The 15738-nt window shown below is 67.8% G+C and carries 15 protein-coding genes; 5 read left to right on the top strand and 10 right to left on the bottom strand.

Translation table 11 applies throughout. From position 1 onward, the window contains the following. Nucleotides 1–2: 2 nt before the first annotated feature. From L0U81_RS21175 to L0U81_RS21150, 6 genes are all read right to left on the bottom strand, one after another. The gene (locus L0U81_RS21175; protein WP_442793442.1) at nucleotides 3–893 is read right to left on the bottom strand and encodes an AraC family transcriptional regulator; all 891 of its coding nucleotides are present in this window, start codon (nucleotides 891–893) and stop codon (nucleotides 3–5) included. A 113-nt stretch (nucleotides 894–1006) separates the two neighbouring features. After that, complete coding sequence (cobM, locus tag L0U81_RS21170; RefSeq protein WP_233805465.1) at nucleotides 1007–1735, bottom strand: precorrin-4 C(11)-methyltransferase; 729 nt, start codon at nucleotides 1733–1735, stop codon at nucleotides 1007–1009. Between the two features lie 19 nt (nucleotides 1736–1754). Beyond that, nucleotides 1755–2495 (bottom strand): cobalt-precorrin-6A reductase, encoded by a 741-nt coding sequence (locus L0U81_RS21165; RefSeq protein WP_233805464.1) that lies wholly within the window; start codon nucleotides 2493–2495, stop codon nucleotides 1755–1757. Further along, nucleotides 2492–3592, bottom strand: a complete 1101-nt coding sequence (locus L0U81_RS21160; protein WP_233805463.1) for a cobalt-precorrin-5B (C(1))-methyltransferase — start codon at nucleotides 3590–3592, stop codon at nucleotides 2492–2494. Before L0U81_RS21160 ends, L0U81_RS21165 begins: the two co-directional genes overlap by 4 nt. Next, nucleotides 3592–4815, bottom strand: coding sequence for a precorrin-6y C5,15-methyltransferase (decarboxylating) subunit CbiE (gene cbiE / locus L0U81_RS21155; protein ID WP_233805462.1), 1224 nt, complete (start codon nucleotides 4813–4815; stop codon nucleotides 3592–3594). The genes L0U81_RS21160 and cbiE overlap by 1 nt, the downstream gene beginning before the upstream one ends. 13 nt (nucleotides 4816–4828) lie before the next feature. Further along, on the bottom strand, nucleotides 4829–5047 hold the full coding sequence (locus L0U81_RS21150) for a hypothetical protein (protein ID WP_233805461.1): 219 nt from the start codon (nucleotides 5045–5047) through the stop codon (nucleotides 4829–4831). A 46-nt stretch (nucleotides 5048–5093) separates the two neighbouring features. Between L0U81_RS21150 and cobG the strand changes: the two genes are divergently transcribed. From cobG to cobJ, 4 genes are read left to right on the top strand one after another with little or no spacing between them, the layout of a single operon-like run. Then, nucleotides 5094–6509 (top strand): precorrin-3B synthase, encoded by a 1416-nt coding sequence (gene cobG, locus L0U81_RS21145; protein WP_326489845.1) that lies wholly within the window; start codon nucleotides 5094–5096, stop codon nucleotides 6507–6509. Beyond that, on the top strand, nucleotides 6502–7128 hold the full coding sequence (locus L0U81_RS21140; RefSeq protein WP_233805460.1) for a precorrin-8X methylmutase: 627 nt from the start codon (nucleotides 6502–6504) through the stop codon (nucleotides 7126–7128). Before cobG ends, L0U81_RS21140 begins: the two co-directional genes overlap by 8 nt. Then, nucleotides 7129–7872 (top strand): precorrin-2 C(20)-methyltransferase, encoded by a 744-nt coding sequence (locus tag L0U81_RS21135; RefSeq protein ID WP_233805459.1) that lies wholly within the window; start codon nucleotides 7129–7131, stop codon nucleotides 7870–7872. It abuts the gene before it with no gap. Further along, the gene (cobJ, locus tag L0U81_RS21130; protein ID WP_233807873.1) at nucleotides 7869–9635 is read left to right on the top strand and encodes a precorrin-3B C(17)-methyltransferase; all 1767 of its coding nucleotides are present in this window, start codon (nucleotides 7869–7871) and stop codon (nucleotides 9633–9635) included. The genes L0U81_RS21135 and cobJ overlap by 4 nt, the downstream gene beginning before the upstream one ends. A 9-nt stretch (nucleotides 9636–9644) precedes the next feature. Here cobJ and L0U81_RS21125 read toward each other — a convergent pair whose 3' ends face one another. Together L0U81_RS21125 and L0U81_RS21120 are read right to left on the bottom strand one after the other, a co-directional pair. Further along, a complete protein-coding gene (locus L0U81_RS21125; RefSeq protein ID WP_233805458.1) occupies nucleotides 9645–12266 on the bottom strand; it encodes an AAA family ATPase in 2622 nt (873 codons plus the stop codon). After that, on the bottom strand, nucleotides 12263–13468 hold the full coding sequence (locus tag L0U81_RS21120) for a metallophosphoesterase family protein (RefSeq protein ID WP_233805457.1): 1206 nt from the start codon (nucleotides 13466–13468) through the stop codon (nucleotides 12263–12265). The genes L0U81_RS21125 and L0U81_RS21120 overlap by 4 nt, the downstream gene beginning before the upstream one ends. 221 nt (nucleotides 13469–13689) lie before the next feature. On the opposite strand from L0U81_RS21120, the gene L0U81_RS21115 reads away from it, so the two are divergent. After that, the gene (locus L0U81_RS21115; protein WP_233805456.1) at nucleotides 13690–14970 is read left to right on the top strand and encodes a DUF445 domain-containing protein; all 1281 of its coding nucleotides are present in this window, start codon (nucleotides 13690–13692) and stop codon (nucleotides 14968–14970) included. Between the two features lie 26 nt (nucleotides 14971–14996). On the opposite strand, the gene L0U81_RS21110 is transcribed toward L0U81_RS21115, so the two are convergent. Next, the gene (locus L0U81_RS21110; protein WP_233805455.1) at nucleotides 14997–15317 is read right to left on the bottom strand and encodes a type II toxin-antitoxin system PemK/MazF family toxin; all 321 of its coding nucleotides are present in this window, start codon (nucleotides 15315–15317) and stop codon (nucleotides 14997–14999) included. Next, on the bottom strand, nucleotides 15311–15559 hold the full coding sequence (locus L0U81_RS21105; RefSeq protein ID WP_233805454.1) for an AbrB/MazE/SpoVT family DNA-binding domain-containing protein: 249 nt from the start codon (nucleotides 15557–15559) through the stop codon (nucleotides 15311–15313). The genes L0U81_RS21110 and L0U81_RS21105 overlap by 7 nt, the downstream gene beginning before the upstream one ends. Between the last annotated feature and the right edge of the window lie 179 nt (nucleotides 15560–15738).

Genomic DNA, 15738 nt, shown 5'->3' with positions numbered 1-15738 from the left:
GGTTAGTCCTCGCAAATGGGGATCAGCAGATCGGTGATGCAGGGATGCAGCGCGCCGCGATCGGGCGTGCTTCGATACAGTTCGAGCCCCGGCCGCTGATCGCGCCGGTAGCCGCTGCGCGGCAGCCAGCCGCCGTACAGCGCCCTGAACGTCGGTGAGATCAGCGCATAAGGGCCGACGAGGCGGTGCACCGCGTACAGGCCGCCTTCGAGCCGCAGCGGCACGACGCCCGGCGGCGGCCCGGTAACGCACGACTGCTGCGTGGTCTCATCGAGCCGCTCGATCGCGCGGCTGAACGCAGTCTGCGACGCGGCGACGATTCCCGCGTGATAGCGAAACCCGCCGGCCACCGTCGCATCGCGCGCGCAGATACCGACGCGCTGCTGCAAATGTGGATCCTCGTCGCAGCGCAGCATCGTCATCAACGTCTGGAAGGTCTGGCCGATCGTCGCAACCGGGCCGTCATGGCGAACGCACAGCACGTCGAGCGGCGCGAGCTCGGCGATTTCGACGGACGGCAACGCTGACGCCGCCGGATTCGCAACCAGATGCCGCTGCCGCGCCCTGAACTCGCTCGGCGACACGCCGGTGAAATCGCGAAACGCGCGCGCGAAGGCTTGCGGACTGTCGTAGCCGGCGTCGTGGGCGACCGAGGTGACTTGCGCGGCGTCGGTCAGCCTTTGCGCCGCCTCGGCGAGCCGCAGACGCTTGACGGTGTCGACGACACTCTCGCCCATCAACGCGCGATAAATCCGGTGGAAGTGATACGGCGACATATGCGCGACGGCCGCAAGGCTGGCGAGCGTGTGACGCGCGCCGGGCTCGAGCAGAATGGCCTCGACCACGCGAGCGATCCGTCGACGGTAATCACGTTGGGTGCTGGGCTTCATCATGGCGCCACGATACCGGTCCGCGCGCCGCGCGGCGGTGCAGAACTTGCTGACTTTCGCGTTTGCGCATCTTCGCGTTTTGCCGGGAAGACGGCGGTCGGGCTCGCCCCGTGCCGTCAGCTGTCCTTCGCGTACAGCGTCGAATCGGCGAAACCTTCCGCGGCCAGCACCCGCCCGACCAGAATCAGCGCGGTCCGCTCGATCGCGCTGCCCTGCACTTTTGCGACGATGTCGTCGAGCGTGCCGGTGATTTTCTCCTCGTCGGGCCAGCTTGCCCTATAGATCACCGCGATCGGGCATGCGCCGCCGTAATGCGGCCGCAATTCATCGACGATGCGCGCGAGATGCCGCACGCCGAGGTGAATCGCCAGCGTCGCGCGATGCCGCGCCAGGTCGGCCAACTGCTCGCCTTCGGGCATCGACGTTTTGCTCGCATAGCGCGTGAGGATCAGCGTTTGTGACACGTTCGGCAGCGTCAGCTCGCAACCGAGCGCCGCCGCGCACGCGGCCGTCGCGGTCACACCGGGCACGATTTCATACGGAATGCCCAGCTCACGCAAACGGCGGATCTGCTCGCCGATCGCACCGTACAGCGATGGATCGCCCGAATGTACCCGCGCGACATCCTGACCTTTCGCGTGCGCCGCCGCGAGCAGCGCGACGATCTGGTCGAGATCGAGCTCCGCGGTGTTGATCACCTGTTCGGCGCTGTGGCCTTCGAGCACCGCGGCCGGCACCAGCGACCCCGCATACAGGATCACCGGACAACTGCGCACGAGGCGTTGCCCTTTCACCGTGATCAGCTCCGGGTCGCCTGGACCGGCGCCGATAAAAAACACTGTCATTCGACACTCCAATATTTGCTCAATTAGCCGGATCCGCGGCCACCTGCGCGGGCAACGCATCGAGAAGGTCGGCAGCGGTGGCGAACTCGCGATCGACACCGGGCAACACCGGCCGGCGCAGCATGATCACCGGCAAGCCACGTTCGCGCGCGACCTCGAGCTTCGCCTCGGTCGCACCGCCCCCGCTGTTCTTGCTGACGACGACATCGAACCCCTGCAGCGCGAACAGCGCGCGTTCGCCGTCCAGCGTGAACGGTCCGCGCGCCGCGAGGACGCGCGAGCGCGCGGTGTCCGGATGCGAATCGAGCACACGTACGGTCCAGAACTGTTGCGGTGGAATCTCGTCGAGATGCGCGAGCGGTTCGCGTCCGAGCGTGAAGAGCGGCCGCCTGAACGGCGCCAGCGCGTCGACCAGTTCGTGCCAGTCGCCGACCATGCGCCAGTCGTCGCCGGCTTGCGGTTGCCACGCCGGACGACGCAGCGCCCAGCACGGCACATTCGCCGCCCGGCACGCCTCTACGGCGTTTGCGCTGATTTGCGCCGCGTACGGATGCGTCGCGTCGATCACGAGGTCGATCCGCTCGCTGGAGATGTAGCGCGCAAGACCCTCGCTGCCGCCGAAACCGCCGACGCGCACCGCGCACTTCAGGTCGTCGGGCACCTTGCCGAGTCCCGCGAGACTGTACACGTGCGCGGGACCGAGTCGGCGCGCGATCTTCAGCGCGTCGCCGGTACCGCCGAGCAGCAGCACGCGCGTCATCGCGCGACTCCGACGAGGTTGCCCTGCCGGTCGATCGCAAACATTTCGACGCTGACCGTCGGCGGCACGATGTCGCGCGCGACGGCCAACGCATGGGCGCAGACGATATCGCCAAGCGGCACCTGCTGCGCGTGCGCGAGCGCGAGTGCCTGCTGGCTCGTGTTGGCCGCGCGCATCGCCGCTTGCAGCGCAGCGTCGGCGCCATGCGCGGCGGCCCACGCAGCGAGCTGTTCGAGGTCGATGCTCGAATTGCGGCTATGCAGATCGAGATGGCCGGCCGCGAGCTTGCTGAGCTTACCGAAGCCGCCGCACATGCTCAGACGCTCGACCGGCGCGCGCTTCATATGCTTGAGCACCGCGCCCGCGAAATCGCCCATTTCGATCAGCGCGATATCGGGCAGGCCGTAATGCGCGCGCATGGTGTCCTCGCTCGCGTTGCCGGTGCAGGCGGCCAGATGCGTATAACCGTTCGCGCGCGCGACGTCGATGCCCTGATGGATCGACGCGATATACGCCGAGCAGGAAAACGGCCGCACGATGCCGGTCGTGCCGAGTATCGACAAGCCACCGATGATGCCGAGACGCGGGTTCATCGTTTTGAGCGCGAGCGCTTCGCCGCCTTCGACGCCGATCGTCACCTCGAAGCCGCCGCGATACGCGTGGCGCGCAGCCAGTTCGGCGAGGTGTTGCGTCATCATCTGGCGCGGGACCGGATTGATCGCGGGCTCACCGACCGGCAGCGTCAGCCCCGCGCGCGTGACCGTGCCGACGCCCGGCCCAGCCCGAAAGACCACACCGGGCTCCGGCACGAGGCGCACGCGCGCGAACACGAGCGCGCCGTGCGTCACGTCGGGATCGTCGCCGGCATCCTTGATCGTGCCGGCTTCGGCGATCCGCTCGGCGTCCGTGCTGGCGAGACGGCAGAACACGAGCCGCATCGGCACATGCTGGCCCTTCGGCAACACGATCTCCGCAACCTCGCTGATCTCGCCCGCCAGCAGCAGACGCGCGGCCGCCAGCGACGTCGCGGTCGCGCAGCTGCCGGTCGTATAGCCGCTGCGCAGCGGCGCCGGTTGTTCGGGGGTCTCGTCGCGCATCACGAATCGGGCGACGGCCGCGCAGGTTTCGTCACGTCGAGTAACGTGATCGGCAATGCCTGACGCCACGTATCGAAGCCGCCGAGCGGTTGGGCGTGCGCGAGCGCGATGCGCGTCAGCGTGCCGCCATGCCGCTCGCGCCACGCGGCGAGCACCGCCTCGCCTTGCAGCGTCACCGCGTTCGCGACGAGCCGGCCGCCGTCGCGCAGCCGTGACCAACAGGTGTCGAGCACGCCGGGCTCCGTGACGCCACCGCCGATAAACACCGCATGCGGCGCCGGCAGCCCCCGCAACGCGTCGGGCGCGCGGCCCGCCACCAGTTGCAGGCCAGGCACGCCCAACGCATCGCGATTCTGTTCGATGAAACGCTGCCGCGCTTCGTGCGCTTCGATCGCGATCGCGCGACAGGTGGGATGCGCACGCATCCATTCGATGCCGATCGAACCGCTACCCGCGCCCACGTCCCATAGCAATTCGCCGGGCGCGGGTGCGAGTCGCGCGAGCGTGATCGCGCGGACATCGCGTTTGGTCAACTGACCGTCGTGGACGAAGGCATCATCCGGCAAGCCGCAGGTCAGCGGCAGACGCGGCGCTTGCGCTGACGCGCGGCAGTCGAGCGCGATCAGATTGAGCGCCGCCATCTCCCCGGCCGGCCATTGATCCGCGCGGCCATCGACACGCCGTTCGAGTTCGCCACCCAGATGTTCGAGCACGGTCATGCAAGTTGCGCCGAAACCGCGCGCGTCGAGCGACGCGGCCAGCGCCGCGGGCGTGCGCCCGTCGGCGCTCAGCACGAACAGGCGCGCGCCGTCATGCAGATACGCATTCAGCGCGGCGAGCGGCCGGCCGACCAGCGACACGGTCGCGACATCCTGCAACGGCCAGCCGAGCCGCGCGGCCGCGAGCGACAACGACGACGGCGCAGGCAGCACACGCAATTCACCGGCCGGCAACTGCCGCGCGAGCGTCGCGCCGACGCCGAACAGCATCGGGTCGCCGCTCGCGAGCACGCATACCGCGTGCGGACGCTCGGCGAGCAACGGCGTGAGATCGAACGGACGCGGCCACGCGGCGCGGCGCGCGGCGAGCCGCGCGGGCAACATCGCCAGATGGCGCTCGCCGCCGTACACGACCGACGCGCTCAGCAACGCACGCCGCGCGGGCCGCCCCAATCCGGCGAAGCCGTCGTCGCCAATGCCCACTACAGTCAGCCATGCCGGCATGCACCCATCCTCATCAATTGCGTCGGTTCTTTAGCGTTTTGCGCCGCGCCGCGTCATGCACGCGGCTGCGCGCGGGCTCGGACGGCGGTTTGCGAAAGTCCGCATGATACCGCCGCCGTGCGGCCCGCTGCATCGCGCGATGGCCGACAAACAGGCGCTGCGGCCACAGCGTAAAGATATAATGGCCGCTTTCATTGCCCACGGTCAGCCCGAAGCGCTGTTCCGGCCGCATGGTTCACGCCGGCCCCTATCGGGCAGCATGCAGCGAGGCCGCAGCCATGCCGTCGCGCGACGCTAAACCCGGTGCCCTCTTGAATCGAGCTTCGCCTCCCCCCGTTTTGTCCCACGCGGTCACGACACCGCGGTCCTCGGCGTGTCCGGGGCTGCTGCGCATCGTCCCTGCGCGCGACGGCGGCATCTGCCGCATCAAACTGCCCGGCGGCGTGCTGAGCGCAGCGCAGGCACGCGCGATCGCCGATGCGAGCACCCGGCACGCGAACGGCGTCGCCGAGCTGACCAATCGCGCGAACCTGCAACTGCGCGGCGTGCGTAGCGGACACGAAGCGGCGTTGAGCGCGGCGCTGATTCGCGCGGGGCTCGGGCCCGCTTCAGCGCTCAGTTCCGCCGACGACGTCCGCAACGTGATGATCAGCCCCGCCGCCGGCCGCGATCCGCACGCGCTGATCGACACGACGCCGCTGTGCGGAGAATTGCTCGCGCTGCTGCAAAGCGACGCGCGCTTCGCGGCGTTGTCGCCGAAATTCGCGCTGCTGCTTGATGGCGGCGAACAGCTCGCGCGAGTCGATCATCCGCATGACGTGTGGCTCGCGGCGTCGCCCGACGAAAGAGGCGTGCGCTTCGTGTTCGGCCTCGCGGGAAGCCCGGTTTCCGCCGGCGCGAACGTCAACGGCACGGGCGCGCTCGCGGCCGTGCCGCCGTCGCGCGTGCCCGCGCTCGTGCGCGCGCTGTTGCACACGTTCCTTGACCTTGCCGCCGCCGACGCAACCCGCATGCGCGACCTGCTCGCCACGCACTGCGCCGATGCGCTGCTGCAACACGCGCAACGCTACGTCGATTTTCCGCTCGCGCGCGACGCGTCGCTGAGCCATTGGCGACGACACATCACCGCCGACGCGTCGCTGCGGCTCGGCGCGCACGCGCAGCGCGGCGACGGCACATCGCACGTCGGCGGCCAGCCGCCGCTCGGCCGGATCGACGCGGCGACGCTGCGCCGCCTTGCCGAGCTCGCGCAAAGGCACGGCAACGGCATGCTGCACGCAACGCCGTGGCAAAGCGTGCTGCTGCCCGACGTCGCGACGCAGGCCGCGCCCGTCGTGCTCGCGAAACTGATCGCGCTCGGCCTCGCCTGCGATCCCGCGCAGGCCATCACGCACGTGATCGCATGCGCCGGATCGGCCGGCTGCGCGAAGGGCCTCGCCGACACCAAGACCGACGCGCTGCAACTGGCCGAGCGCTTACCTGCCGGGCTCGACGTGCATCTGACGGGTTGCCCGCGCTCGTGCGCGGCCGCGCATTGCGCGCCCTACACGCTGCTCGCCGCCGCGCCCGGCCTTTACGACCTTTATCGACGCGACGGCCGCCCCGGCTTCGGCCAATGCGTCGCGCCCCAACTGACGATCGACGAGGCCGCCGCACTGCTTGCGCGCCTCGCCCGGAGTACCCCTCATGCTTGATTACATTCGCGACGGTCAGGAGATCTATCGCCAATCGTTCGCGACGATCCGCGCGGAGGCCGACCTCGCGCGCATCCCCGCCGACCTCGAAAAACTCGCGGTGCGCGTGATCCACGCGTGCGGCATGGTCGACGTGATCGAAGACCTCGCGTTCTCCCACGGTGCCGGCAGCGCCGGCCGCACCGCGCTCGCGCAAGGCGCGCCGATCCTGTGCGACGCGGGCATGGTCGCGCAGGGCATCACGCGCGCGCGGCTGCCCGCGAACAACGAAGTGATCTGCACGCTCACGCATACGGACGTGCCCGAGCTCGCGCGCGAGCTCGGCAACACGCGCTCGGCCGCCGCACTCGAATTGTGGCGTCCGCATCTGGCGGGCAGCGTCGTCGTGATCGGCAATGCGCCGACCGCCCTGTTTCATCTGCTCGACATGCTTGACGCGGGAGCGCCGAAACCCGCGCTGATTCTCGGCTTTCCGGTCGGCTTCGTCGGCGCGGCGGAATCGAAAGCGGCACTTGCGCAAGACAGCCGCGGCGTGCCCTACGTGGTCGTGCACGGACGGCGCGGCGGCAGCGCGATGGCCGCCGCCGCAGTCAACGCGCTCGCGACGGAGGTCGAATAAATGGCGAACCCGCTAACCAGTCGCGGTCGGTTGTACGGCATCGGCGTCGGCCCCGGCGATCCTGAGCTGATCACGGTGAAGGCGCTGCGACTGCTGAAAGCCGCGCCGGTGGTTGCTTATTTCGTTGCGAAGGGCAAGAAAGGCAACGCGTTCGGCATCATCGAAGCGCATCTGCACGACGCGCAGCAGCATCTGCCACTCGTCTATCCGGTCACGACCGAAGCGCTCGAACCGCCGCTGTCGTACGAAGCGATCATCGCGGACTTCTACGACACCGCCGCCGAAATCGTCGCGAGCCATCTCGACGCGGGTCGCGACGTCGCCGTGATCTGCGAGGGCGATCCGTTCTTCTACGGCTCGTACATGTATCTGCACGACCGGCTCGCCGCGCGCTACGACAGTGAAGTGGTGCCGGGCGTGTGCTCAATGCTCGGCGGCACGGCCGTGCTCGGCGCGCCGCTCGTGTATCGCAACCAGAGCTTGTCGGTGCTGTCGGGCGTGCTTCCCGAGGACGAACTGCGCCGGCGTCTCGCCGATGCGGACGCCGCGGTCATCATGAAGCTCGGCCGCAACTTCGACAAGGTGCGGCGTGTGCTCGACGAACTCGGACTCGCGCAGCGCGCGCTGTACGTCGAACGCGCGACGATGCGCAGTCAGCGGATCGTGCCGCTCGCCGAAGTCGATCCGATGGCTTCGCCGTATTTCTCGCTGCTGGTCGTGCCGGGGCAAAAATGGCAAGGATGAACGCGCCCGCCATTGTGATTCTCGGCGCGGGTGCGCTCGCCACCGCGCGACGGATTCAGGCGCTGTATGCCGAACGTGGCGCGCATGCCGAGCCTCACGTCGCTGCGGATTGCCAGGTCCACGCGTTACAGGGCCGCGTCGAGGCCGATGTTTCGTATACCGAGCTCGGCGCGCATCTGCGTGAGCTGTATGCACGCGGCACGCCGATCGTCGCGCTCTGCGCGGCCGGCATCGTGATCCGCTGCCTCGCGCCGCTGATGTCGAACAAAGGCGCCGAACCACCCGTGCTCGCGGTCGCCGAGGACGGCAGCGCGGTCGTGCCGCTGCTCGGCGGCCTCGCGGGCGTCAACGTGATGGCGCGCGACATCGCTGCCGCGTTGAGCGTGCAACCCGCGATCACGACGAGCGGTGAATTGCGCTTCGGCACCTGCGTGCTCAATCCGCCCGATGGCTATGCGCTCGCCGACCTGGGCCAGGGCAAGCGCTTCGTGTCGGATCTGCTCGCGGGCGAAAGCACGCGCATCGAAGGCGACGCACCGTGGCTCGACGATGCGCAACTGCCGCGCTCGGAGTCGGCGCGTCTCGCGATTCGTGTGACGCCGCGCGCATGGGATGGGGGTAAAGACGAGCTCGTCATTCATCCGCGCTGTGTCGTGGCGGCCGTGGTCAGCGAGTATGCGGGCGCGGATGCCGATGCCGCCGACGCGATCGTTGCGCGCGTGCGCGCGGCACTGAACGCGCACGGTCTCGCCCCGCTTTCGCTGGCGGCCTTGCTCGCGCCATCGGCAAGCATGGCCGACACGGCGCTCGCACAAGCGGCAACGCTTCTCGACGTGCCGCTGCGCTTCGCCGATGCCAGCGCCGAACATGGCGAACCGGGCGCCGCGGCGTTGCTGCACGCCGCGCTTCGCGTCCCCCACGAAACGCTGGCCGGTGACGCACACACCAGCGTCGCGCTCGCCCTCTCCCCGCTCGCCATCGACCCCGCGACGATCGGCCGGGCGCGCGGACGTCTGACGGTAATCGGCCTCGGCCCCGGCGACGCCGCGCTGATGGTCCCAGCCGCGCGCACCGCGTTGAACGAAGCGACCGACATCCTCGGCTACGACACCTACGTCAAAATGGCCGGCCCGTTGCGCCCCGATCAACGCGTGCACGGCACCGACAATCGCGTGGAAATGCAGCGCGCGCGGCACGCGTTCGAACTCGCGAGCGAAGGCCGCTCGGTCGTGATGGTGTCGTCGGGCGACCCCGGCGTGTTCGCGATGGCGGCCGCCGCGCTCGAAGCGCTCGAAGAGTCGCATAACGAAGCATGGGCCGCCGTCGAACTATCGATCGTGCCGGGCGTGTCGGCCGCGCTCGCGACCGCCGCGCAGGCCGGCGCGCCGCTCGGCCACGACTTCTGCATGCTGTCGCTGTCGGACAACCTGAAGCCGTGGACGATCATCGAAACCCGCCTGCGCCATGCGGCGCAAGCCGACCTCGTGATGGCGTTCTACAACCCGATTTCGCGCGCGCGTCCTTGGCAACTCGACAAGGCGCTCGACATCGTGCGGGAGTATCGAGCGCCATCGACCCAGGTGGTGCTGGGGCGTGACATCGGCCGGCCCGGCGGCACGCTGCGCACGCTGACGCTCGGCGAGCTTCGCTCGGCCGACGTGGATATGCGCACGATGGTGATCGTCGGATCGTCGCTGACGAGAAGCTTCTCATGCGGCGATAGGGGTGTGCAGTGGGTGTACACACCACGCTGGTACGAGTAAGCGCCCCGCTCACGCCACCTTCAGATCCTCCACCGCCCGCTGCCTGACCCCGAGGTCGTCCCACAACTCCGGATGACACGTGAACACGAGGATCTGATGCCGCGTCGCCGCATCGATCAACGCGCGCTTGAGCGCATCGCGGCGCGCGGCATCGGTGTGTACCGCCGCGTCGTCGAGCATCAGCAGGGTCGGGCGGCCTGAGGCCTGCAGCAGATCCGCGTACGCGAGCCGCGTCAGGATGCCGAGTTGTTCGCGCGTGCCGAAGCTGAGCGCGTCGAGCAGTTCCGCGCGGCCGTCGCGATCGAGCATCGCCGGAATCAAATCGTCGCCAAGCGCGAGGCTCGACTGCGGAAAAATCCGCTTCAGATAGTGACCGAGCCGCTCGGTCAGCGGCGCGCGCAACTGCGCGAGCGCGGCGTCGCGTTCATCGACCAGCACTTCGTCGAGCAGACTCAGTGCGCTTGCGCGCATGCTCAGTTCGTCCTTGCGACGCATGGCCTGCTCGACCTGCGCTTCGAGCGCGGCAAGCCGTTCGCCGAGGCCCGATGCGCCCATCGTTTCGAGCTGACTACGCAGCTCCGCGATCCGCAGTTGACGCTCGTGCTGCTCGCTGCGCGCGAGTTCCGCCGATGCGCGATAGCGCTTGGCCTCCGCCACGGGATCATCGAGGCGGGCCGCGCCGAGTTCGCGCTCGCGCTCACCGCGCTGGTTCTTCAACGCGTCGACCTTCACGCGCTGCTCGACGATGTGCGCCTGCCACTGCGCGCGGTTGCGCCGAAACGCGTCGTCGTTCAGCTGCGCTTCCTTGCGCTGCAGTTGCGCCGCGAGCGAATCGGCCTTCGCGACGCCGGTCGATTGCGCGCCAGCAGCCTGCGCGAGCACTTTGCGCGCGGCCTCCAACGCGTCGCGCGCAATGTCGGCGTTGCGGCGCGCGTCGTCGAGCGGCGCCGCCGCGGACACGTCGGGCAGGCTCCCGAGGCGCTCGCTCGACGCCTGCAAACGCGCCGCCGTCGATGCCAGCGCCGCCCGCAACGCGTCGATGCCTTGCGGCGCATGCACCTCGAGAATCCTGGCCTGGCTCTTCTGTTGCGCGACCAGCGTTTTCCATTGCTCGTGACGCGCCTGCGCATCGCCCACCGACTCGACGCCGAGCGTGCGCAGCAACTGCGCGTGCTTCGCTGCGAGCGAGGCCAGCTCCGAAACCTGCGCGGACAGGTCGGAGACGCCCGGAATCACACGCAATTCGCCCAGCTCGCCGAGGCCGATGCGCTTCTCTTCGTCGACGCGCAGCACGCCAGTCCCGCTGATCGTCTGATCGCCGACGCTCAACTTGCCGTTCAAGCGATACTCGATGCGCGTCATCGCCGCTTCGGTTCGCGCCCGCAGTACGGTCAATTCGCCGTCGAGCGCGACGAGGCGCTTTAACTGCGCGTCGTCGAGTTCGAGCGCCGCCGCCTCGCGCGCGGCGTGCAACACCGCCGCGTTCGCCTTGTCCGCCTCGACGATCGACGCTTCGAGCCGCTGACTCTCCGTCCGATAGAAATCCACCTGGCTGCGCAGGTCGGCGGCGGTCACGGCCGCGTTCGCGAGTTCGAGCGCGCGGTTCGCCTCGGCCGACGCCTGCTCGCATTGCACGACGCGGCTTTGCGCCTGCGCATGCGCGGTTTGTGCAGCCGCGACCTCAGCGCGCGCCACGTCGAGCAGCTCGCGTTCGCGCGCGATGGCAGCTTCCAGTTCGAGCGCGCCCTGCTCCTGCGCCACCGACAACGCGAGTTCGGCCTCGCCGACCTTCAGTGACTGTCCGAGCCCTTCGAGACCCCGTTCGAGTTGCTCGACCGCCGCGGCGCGCTGTTGCGCAAGCGCAGCCTTCTGCTCGTGAAGCTCCCACGGACGCCTGCGCGCGGCGTCGTCGAACGCCTGTTGTTGCGTGGCGAGGCGCGCGATGTTGTCGTCGAACTGCTGGCGCTGCTGTTGCAGCTCGTCGCGGCTCGCACTCAGCGCGGCGAGCTTCTGCTCGGCCTCGGCGAGCGGCCCGGTCGATTTCTGCGTGCGCGCGGTCAACAGTTGCCGCAGTTCGCGCTGCACGGCTGCAATCAGCGCATCCTCGCCGCCCGACTCACGACCGCCCGACAGTTGCGTCAGCGCGTCGCGCAGATACTGGGCCGCGTGCCCGGTCGAATCACGCATCTCCTGCGTGCCGCCCTGCTGCACCCATAACAGACCCGGCACGCCGGCGTTCTCCGCTTTCATCGGCCCGCGCGCCGCGCGCGAGAATCCGAGTAGTGCGGCGAGCTTGTCTTCGGCCTCGTCCTCGCTATACACGGCCTGGCCGATCCTCAGCTCGCAGCGCTGGCGTGACACGAACTGCTTCGCCAGACGGCACGCCACACCATCGAGCTCGAAGCTGACCTCGACCGACGGCTGCCCGCTCGCGAGCCCCCACGGCAACAGATCCTTCAGATGCGACGCCTTGTAGCGTTCGAGAAACACCGTGCGCACCGCCTCGGCGATCGTGCTCTTGCCTGCCTCGTTCGGGCCGATGAACAGATTGAGGCCGGGCTGCAGATCGTCGATCACGAGCTGCCCGCTGAACTGCCTGAATTCCTGAATCGCGATACGTTGCAGCTTCATGCGCAGGCTCCTTCGCGCGGCAGTTCAGGTTGTTGCCGCTCGCGCGCCTGCGCGGGTGGAGCGGCAGTCGAATCGCGTTGCCGCTGTTCGCGCTGAAAACGTGCGAGCAGCAGCAATGCCTCCGCCGCGCGCCGAGCCTGATGCGGATCGGCTTGCGCGTCTTCCTGCAAGCCGCGCAGCCGCGCGACCACCTTCGCGAGATAGCCGCTTTGCGCGCCGAGTTCGGCGAGATCGTCGGCGGTGGGGAGCACGTGTAGGGCGGCGAGATCGGCACGCAACGCGCGCACGCGGGCGCGGGCCTCTTCGACCCCGACATGCAGCGCTTCGGCATCGGCGAGCGCCGCCGTGCCGTCAACCTCGATGCGCAGCACGTCATTCGCGGCGAGGACGGCGAGGCGGGCTTTCAACGCGTCGACGTCGGTCGGCACCGAGATCGTCTCATCCCAACGATGCCACCGATATTGCCCGACCCGCACCGCGTCGACCTGCGGCACCGCGCCCGGCTCGCTGATGGTGACGTCGAGCACGAAACCCGGTTCGTTCGCACGAAAACGGTCCTGCTCGTGTGTGCCCGCGTACCAGGTGCGTTCATCGACGCGCAGATGACCGTGCCAGTCGCCTAGCGCCAGATAGTCGAGCCGCGCGTTCGCGGCGCGCGTCGGCGCGATCGGATTCGACGAATCGATGCCCTCCTGCAGAATCCCGCCGACGCTGCCATGCGCGAGCCCCACGCGGTGATAGCCGGGTGGCGTGTCGGTGGTGTCGAAGAACGTGGTCGTGTCGTCGTAGGTGATGCGCTGCATGAGCGGCGCGCACAGCAGCGCGCAGCGGCACGCGTCAAGCAGCACGACGCCAGGTTCCAGCACGAGGCGCACGTTCGGCACGACGCAATTGAGCCGCTGCGCGCGGGTCCACACGCTTTCGACGAGCGCCGCATCGTGATTGCCCGGCAACATGATCCACGGTCCGGAAAACGCTTGCAGCGCGGCGAACAGACGCCGGATCACGGTATCCGACACCGTCTGCAGATCGAAAACGTCGCCCGCGACGAGCACCGCGTCGACGTTGCGCGCGCTCGCTTCTTCGGCGATACGGCGTACCGTGTCGAAGCGCGCTTGCGCGAGATGCGCGGCCTCGTCCGGCTCGAACTGGCCGAATTGCGTGCCGATCTGCCAGTCCGCGGTGTGCAGAAACCTGATCACTGTGCCTCCATTGCGATTGCGTTGCGCGTATTGCGGTGGGTTCAACGAGAAGCCCAACCGGGAATGTTACCTTGCCGAAGCGCCGGCGCGTATTGCGCTCGCGCGTATTGCGCTCGCGAGTATCCAGGCTGGACGCGCGCGCAGGCCGTATCGCATCATTGCAACCGAACCGCCTGAACCCTGCCCCCTTCAGCCGCCGCCCGACAGGATCAACCGCGCCGATGGACAAAACCACCGAACTGAAGAAGGCCAAGCGCACGCCTTTACTGCTGCTCGCCGCGGCCGCCTGCGTTTTCGTCGTCACTGCGTTCCTGCCGCGCGGCCTGTGGGTCGACGGCATCAAGGCCGTCGCCGAGGCCGCGATGGTCGGCGCACTCGCCGACTGGTTCGCGGTCGCCGCGCTGTTTCGCCGTGTGCCGATTCCGGTCGTCTCCGCCCACACCGCGATCATCCCGCGCAACAAGCACAAGATCGCCGACAACCTCGCGCACTTCGTGCAGGACAAGTTTCTCGACGTGCCGTCGCTGGTCGGTCTGATCCGCCGGCATGATCCGGCGCGGACCATCACCGTGTGGCTCAGCGAGCCCGCCAACACCGCCCGCCTCGGCGACTACGTGGTGCGGCTCACCGGCGGCATCCTCGACGTGGCCGACGACGCGCGCATCCAGAGCTTCATCAAGGACGCGTTGCGCGATCTGCTCGCGAAAGTCGATCTGTCGCAATCGCTCGGCGCGATTCTCGACACGCTGACGCGCGACGGCCGTCATCAGGAACTGCTCGACACCGCGATCGATCAGGTGATCGCCGTGCTGCGCGAGGCGCCGGCGCGTGAGTTCATCGCCGCTCGCATCGTCGATTGGGTGAAGAGCGAGTATCCGACGATGGAGAAGTTTCTGCCGTCAGCGTGGCTCGGCGACAAGGGCGCCGAAGCGATCGCGAGCGCCGCGAACCGTATGCTCGAACAGATCGCGGAGAACCCTACACACGAGTTGCGCGACAAGTTCGACCGGGTGGTGCAGAAGCTGATCGTGCGGCTGAAGACCGATCCGGTTTTTCTGCAGCAAGGCGAAGCGCTCAAGCGTTATCTGGTCGAAGGCGAGGCGTTCAGCGGCTACGTGAAGGATATGTGGGGCGACCTGCGAGCCTGGCTCAAGCGCGATCTGAACAGCGCCGAATCGACGCTGCATGCGCGTGTCGCCGCGATGGGCGCGTGGGTGGGCCGCGAACTCGCGCGCGATCCGGCGCTGCGGCAATCGCTGAACGATCACCTCGAGGAAGCGGCGCGCGCGATGGCGCCGGACTTCGCGCAGTTCCTCACGCGCCATATCAGCGACACCGTCAAGAACTGGGATGCGCACGAAATGTCGCGGCAGGTCGAGATGAATATCGGCAAGGATCTGCAGTACATCCGGATCAATGGGACGATCGTCGGCGGGTTTATCGGCTTGTTGCTGTATGTGAGTTCGCGGTTGCTGGAGATGCTGCGGGTGCATGTGGGCTAGCGTGCGTGACCGACATCTCTGTTTGCCTATTCCGCAAAGACTTCCTGCAAGGTCCGCAGACTGTCCAACAACGTATTGTCGGCCACTGAGCCTTCTTTCTTGACCAGGCGCAGCTTGTCGACCGCGCGAATCTGATCCATAAGGATCAAGCCATGTTTGCGCTTGAACGTGACCGGTACTCGAAACGGTGCCGGACGTCCCTTTGAGGTCATGGGGGCTACGATGACTGTCCGCAAGTGGTCATGCATTTCAGGCGGCGAAATCACTACACAAGGCCGCGTCTTTTGAATCTCACTGCCCAGCGTTGGATCGAGCGCGACCAACCAAACTTCTCCGCGCACTACCATGCCAGTTCCGCGTCGTCAGCGTTCGGAAATTCACCCATTACCAAGGCGTCATCGCCGCTTTCCGTGAGAGCTTTGCTTGCCTCCGCCCAGCCTTCGCGCGCCCTGTGTTTGGGGCGTCGCAGGACGATCGCGTCGTTCTCAATCTCCATTTCCACCTCGTTCTCCAGTCCCAATTGGGCAAGCACTGGCTTCGGGATTAGCACACCCTGCGAGTTACCCATTCTGCGAATCGTCGTTCTCATAGAATTCACCGACCTAATGTAATAACAATATTATGCCCAGCAAGAGCCGAAGTCAACACAATGTTATTACGCAATGTCCGCTGTGTCACGACTGATCCTCCAAAGCGCCTACAATTCCGGCATGCCTCTTGCTGACCATCTGTGCTCCGCTCGGCCGTCAACACATCCCAACCAGAATT

Source organism: Paraburkholderia sp. HP33-1 (assembly GCF_021390595.1).
Classification (GTDB): Bacteria; Pseudomonadota; Gammaproteobacteria; order Burkholderiales; family Burkholderiaceae; genus Paraburkholderia.
The sequence above is the reverse complement of the archived record's forward strand: the minus strand, read 5'-3'. Positions and strand labels throughout refer to the sequence as shown.